General features: G+C 56.6%; 6 protein-coding genes, 1 tRNA gene and 1 pseudogene. 3 read left to right on the forward strand and 5 right to left on the reverse strand.

Features of this window, described 5'->3' with window-relative positions:
- Positions 1-513, reverse strand: a 513-nt coding sequence (locus ACFQEU_RS12810) for a DUF120 domain-containing protein (protein WP_379782751.1), incomplete at its 3' end; no start/stop codon positions are given.
- A gap of 228 nt (positions 514-741) precedes the next feature.
- On the opposite strand from ACFQEU_RS12810, the gene ACFQEU_RS12815 reads away from it, so the two are divergent.
- Positions 742-813: transfer RNA gene (locus ACFQEU_RS12815), tRNA-Ala, on the forward strand.
- A gap of 591 nt (positions 814-1,404) precedes the next feature.
- Here the strand turns inward: ACFQEU_RS12815 and ACFQEU_RS12820 are convergent.
- Positions 1,405-1,635, reverse strand: coding sequence for a hypothetical protein (locus ACFQEU_RS12820; RefSeq protein WP_379782753.1), 231 nt, complete (start codon positions 1,633-1,635; stop codon positions 1,405-1,407).
- 218 nt (positions 1,636-1,853) lie between these two features.
- On the opposite strand from ACFQEU_RS12820, the gene ACFQEU_RS12825 reads away from it, so the two are divergent.
- Positions 1,854-2,567: a hypothetical protein gene (locus ACFQEU_RS12825; protein WP_379782755.1), complete on the forward strand. Its 714-nt coding sequence runs from the start codon at positions 1,854-1,856 to the stop codon at positions 2,565-2,567.
- A 1-nt stretch (position 2,568) separates the two neighbouring features.
- On the opposite strand, the gene ACFQEU_RS12830 is transcribed toward ACFQEU_RS12825, so the two are convergent.
- Positions 2,569-2,997, reverse strand: coding sequence for a hypothetical protein (locus ACFQEU_RS12830; protein ID WP_464384232.1), 429 nt, complete (start codon positions 2,995-2,997; stop codon positions 2,569-2,571).
- 104 nt (positions 2,998-3,101) lie between these two features.
- Between ACFQEU_RS12830 and ACFQEU_RS12835 the strand changes: the two are divergent.
- Positions 3,102-3,353: pseudogene (locus ACFQEU_RS12835) on the forward strand (DUF7386 family protein); the annotation flags it as partial.
- A 9-nt stretch (positions 3,354-3,362) separates the two neighbouring features.
- On the opposite strand, the gene ACFQEU_RS12840 reads toward ACFQEU_RS12835, so the two are convergent.
- Positions 3,363-3,833, reverse strand: coding sequence for a type IV pilin domain-containing protein (locus ACFQEU_RS12840; protein WP_379782759.1), 471 nt, complete (start codon positions 3,831-3,833; stop codon positions 3,363-3,365).
- A gap of 314 nt (positions 3,834-4,147) precedes the next feature.
- Positions 4,148-4,589, reverse strand: a 442-nt coding sequence (locus ACFQEU_RS12845) for a hypothetical protein (RefSeq protein WP_379782761.1), incomplete at its 5' end; no start/stop codon positions are given.

The following is a 4,589-nucleotide window of genomic DNA, read 5'->3' on the forward strand; positions in this document are numbered from 1 at the left end:
ACCGTACGTCCGGTCCGCGTCCTCCCAGGCGTCGATCGGGACGGCGTCGACGCCGGCGATCTCGCCGCGACGGCGGACGCTCTCGGCGTCGAGTTCGAGGTTGAGCGTCCCCGGGAACGGCTCGTAGCCGAGGCGCGCCGCGAACTGCTCGGCGTACCCCGGCAGCGTGATGTAGTGACGGCCCTCGCCCATCCCGCCAGTGACGTGTCCGCGGAGGACGAGCTCGACGTCGGTCTCGAAGAGGCGGCGGTAGTCGGCGTACTCGCCGCGGAGGGCGGCCTCGCCCGCGTCGGTGACCCGAACCCACTGGCCGTCGCCGACGACGTCGCGTTCGACGAGCCCCGCGGATTCGAGCGTCTGGAGCCGTCGGGAGGCGGTCTGTGTGGAGGCGTCGAGCCGGTCGCCGAGCGCCGCACACGACACCTTGGTCTCGTTGAGCCCGCCCGCGAGCGCGACGTGTTTCAGCGCCGCGATCGCCGCCGGGTCGGCGGTCGCCGCCGTCGTCTCTGACATACCTAGATCGACGCCGTGCGTACTGAAAAGCATACCGAATGTGTGATGGATCTCAAAACCGTGATGGGCGTTTCGACAGCCCCGCCGTTTCATGTCGAACTCACGCCGCGAGTCACCTAAGGGCGTCGCTTCCGGCGGTCGTTCGGCGGTCGGCTCGCGTGTCACCGCCTCACGCGCGGGTCGTCGAAAAGTAAGGTACAAGTACGGACGGAGTGTGTTCCGTAATGCGGGCTCGTAGATCAGCGGCAGATCGCTTCCTTCGCAAGGAAGAGGCCCGGGGTTCAAATCCCCGCGAGTCCACTCCTTCACTCACTTCGTTCGCTCAGTCGTTCCCTCGCGAGCCCCCGCTCGCGGCTTCGCCGCTCACGGGGACCCCGCGACTTCACTCACTTCGTTCGCTCAGTCGTTCCCTCGCGAGCCCCCGCTCGCGGCTTCGCCGCTCACGGGGACCCCGCGAGTCCATTCAATTATGGCTTGACTTCACAGAAGCACGGAGCCGAGGTTCATCCGATCTCACGCAGATCTGGCGACATTACTTATATACTCGGGAGCAGCAACGCCAGGCCGGATTTCGCGACGTTTTAGCCGGGACCGGTGGGGAGTGAGCGACGGATCAGCCACGATCTCGGTCGAGCCCACAGCCCACGGCGACCTCGACGAGCTGCGAGTCGAACTCGGATCGACCCCCGGGGGTCGGTCACACGTTAGGGGTGTGGCTAAGGCCACAGATTCTAAGGTACCCCTCTGTTTTCACGGGATCGGCGGCGCGCCGCTTGCGGCGCGATAAAACTTGACGGAACACGCAGATGTGCTGATTTCTAGCTAGTGTATGAGAGATGTGAGTATGTTTTACTCACTACACTGCCGAACAATTGGGTAACATAAGTAAGATCATCTGCTGTCAACGATGGCAACTCTTTCTGACTCAGTGACTACAAAATCGTATTCTGGGGGGCTATCATTAACCTCTGTAATCTTAGGAAGCGATTCAATAAAATCCAGATGATTTTCACTAGGACACATAACACCGAACCGTTGCTCAGTGAGTTTATCATACGATTCGATTACATTTCCGATCTCAAGTGCTACCAGTGCCGCTTCGGTTTCTGTTTTTACGGACATGTATAACTAATTCCGCTGATCTGTCAAAACGCCTCGCCCTTTTGAATATACCTCAAGGGCAAAAAGATAAATACGGTGTTTTCAGGGCATATGCTGTTCATTCTGTGAATCTTGTCTTACATTTAGCATAATCGCAGAAACCCATTACCTGATGAAGATCTTGGCAGGACCAAACGGAGGATTACTGATTAGTAGTACAAACTGAATTCTATGATAACATGCTCCCAAATCGATGGAAAACTGCGGCAGGTATTCTCATTGTAGGTTTTGTATTTGTTTCTTCAATACCAATATCATATTTAAGATACGGATCCGTCGGTTTGGAGTCAATCTCGATAATCGCAACATCGGTGTTGACTCTCGGACTTGTAGTCCTATATTACGAGCAACATTCTGTGTTGAAAGCCCAGCAAGAGCCGCATTTAGAAATTACTGAGTTCGATATGTTTAATGAACTACAATCTATCGATGTTAGAATATCAAATTTTGGTGGTGGGCCAGCTACATCTCTCAAACTTGTTATCGAATTCTACGACTTAGACGGTACCGGCCCGCTTGACACGGCTAGCGGGTTACTGAGACGAATTGAAACAGATTCATCTGTTATGGACCATGTAACGTTATCTTCGTCTGTAAGGCCTTCTGAGGTTGGAATAGAATTCGAGATCACGTCAGAAAGTGTTATTCCAATGGGAAGCACGTCTACCTCATATTCCCAAAGATCACTTGGCAGGATTATACGGAATAATCTAGATGAACGTGATGTGCTGTACGGAAAAGTTAAAATTGAATACGAATCCGTTTTTTCAGAAGGAGTTTATGAAGCAGACTTTTCGCTGAAATTCACTAAATCTGATGGAGAATTAAAATATGAAACCTTCTCATATCTTCCTTGGAATGACGAATATGCCAAGAGTTCACTGGGTGGGTAAATTAATTAGAAACCACCGATTCAATCGAAATCTTCCCCTGCCGACTATCCCGATGACTCCCACCCCCATGCCACCGAAGCGTCGGTAACTTTGACGCCCGAACGGCGGTCGTCTTCAAGATCTGCGTCCCGGTCCCGCGCCGTCGGTATACAGCGAACCCGTACCACCCGCCCTGTTGCTGCAGTTTCACGTGATACTTCTCGTAGATCTTGAAGTTGCCCGGATTCCCCTCGGCGTGGCGGTGCGCGGTCGCCTTGAACTCCCACGGCGTGCCGTCTTTCAGCCCATCGTACCAGCTCGTGTCGAGCCGCTCCCCGTCCTCGTTGACGAGCCGCACGTTGTACCGATCCGCGGGGTGGTACTCACACGCGGTGCGGTGTTTGTTTCGTCTCGTGCGACGTCCTCGATCACTCGCCCCTGCGCCTTGCACGCGCCTTATATACTTCGTGCTCGTCGACAATCCGGCTCACGCTGCTTGTCCCGGCAGCGCGCTGTGGGATTTGAGAGACCTCTGCATATACAACTGGTATATATATGGGCCGTCGAACGAGCCTGAAGATCACCGACGAGCGGGAGCGGCAGCTGGAGCGGGCGACCGAGATAGTGGCGAGCGATCCCGACGACGACCCGCCGATGAGTGTCGTTACTGATGCCGCTCTTGCGCACTTGGTGGAGAGTGAAGAGAATATTCGAACCACACGGGAAGAGTACGACCCGGTGACGGTTCAAGAGTTGTGTAACACGTCAGTCCTCGGGTTACAGTACCGGACGCGAATAAAAAGTCGTCGGAGTCAATTAGCTAGAGAAGTTAATGTCGCCATCTCCGATATCGAGATCGCCGTTGAGTTCGAATGTGCGGTCAAGCAGGAAAGAATTACTGGGGTTGTGAACGATCCGGACCCGGACGTTCTCAGGTGTATCTCCAGTGCCATCGAAATCGCCGGTCACGGAGTTACCAACACTGAAGGGTTCTTCGACATCTCCTTCGACACTCTCACCACTAGTTGTGTTAGTCACAATCACCGTTAGTGTATCCGAGTCAATCCGATCACCGCCGTTGTGTTCAATAATAATGTCGTCATCGTCGGTATCAAAATCAACACTCAGCTGCGCAGATGGTTGACTATCCCCGAGCGAGTCGCCGAGTCCGAGCACGAACGTGCCGATGACGGCGGCCAGGATCACAGTGATCGCGACCATGAGTATGACCCCAATCACGGGGCTGACCGCACGGTTCTCCGAGTTGAACAGGTTGTCTGGTTTCATGGATTGAATCCAGCGGTGCGCCGACGCGGATTCGGCCCGCCGCCGATCCCGGCCGGTTGCTGGTTACGTGAGCGTATCCGGATCCGACTTATGTACTTACCGACCCGCTTATCACGGTTGAAAATTAGTCGGGTTGGTTTAGACTCTTTGACGGGTGGGGGCTCGCATGTAGCCCAGGGCTCACGCCCTCGCCCGCACCTACAGCAACCCACGGCGGTCGATCCAACGAGACCACAGTCGGGTTGCCGGACCCAGCATCGAGCACAACCGGCCCCGCGAAGCGCTCCCCGGCGACTTCAGGCGCGCTTCGCGCGTTACCTGGGGAGTCCTTCTTCGTCGGCGTCGGTGTCGTCGGTGCCGGTGTCGCCGTCGGTCCTGGTATCGTCGTCGCCAGCCGCCTCGCCGTCATCACCGGTCTCACCGTCCGCTTCGTTCGCGTGCTCGTCTTCAGCGCTCGCCTCGGCTTCAGGGTGCTCCTCGGTTGCCTCATCCGCGGCTTCTTCGGGCGATCCGACCTCGATCGTCACCGGGCCGTCGTCTGTGGTGTCTTCGTCGTCCATCTCCTCGTCGTCGCTTTCGGCGTAGTCGTCGAGCGTCGTCGAGCGGGTGTCGTCGTCAACTGCGGCGTCCAGCTCGCTCATCACGTAGCCGACGGCGTAGCCGGTCGATCCGCCGAGGAACGCGCCGATACCGGCTCCCACGGGGCCACCCTTCGCGCCGAGCACCGCTCCGGCGAACCCGCCGACGGTCGCCGCG

Origin of the sequence: Halorubrum tibetense (assembly GCF_042661865.1) — an archaeon.
GTDB classification, from domain to species: Archaea; Halobacteriota; Halobacteria; order Halobacteriales; family Haloferacaceae; genus Halorubrum; species Halorubrum tibetense.

What these genes read in the sequence shown, in the direction of transcription:
- ACFQEU_RS12820 (WP_379782753.1), bottom strand. Translation starts at nt 1,635, where the DNA reads ATGTCCGTAAAAACAGAAACCGAAGCGGCACTGGTAGCACTTGAGATC.
- ACFQEU_RS12825 (WP_379782755.1), top strand. Translation starts at nt 1,854, where the DNA reads ATGCTCCCAAATCGATGGAAAACTGCGGCAGGTATTCTCATTGTAGGT.
- ACFQEU_RS12840 (WP_379782759.1), bottom strand. Translation starts at nt 3,833, where the DNA reads ATGAAACCAGACAACCTGTTCAACTCGGAGAACCGTGCGGTCAGCCCC.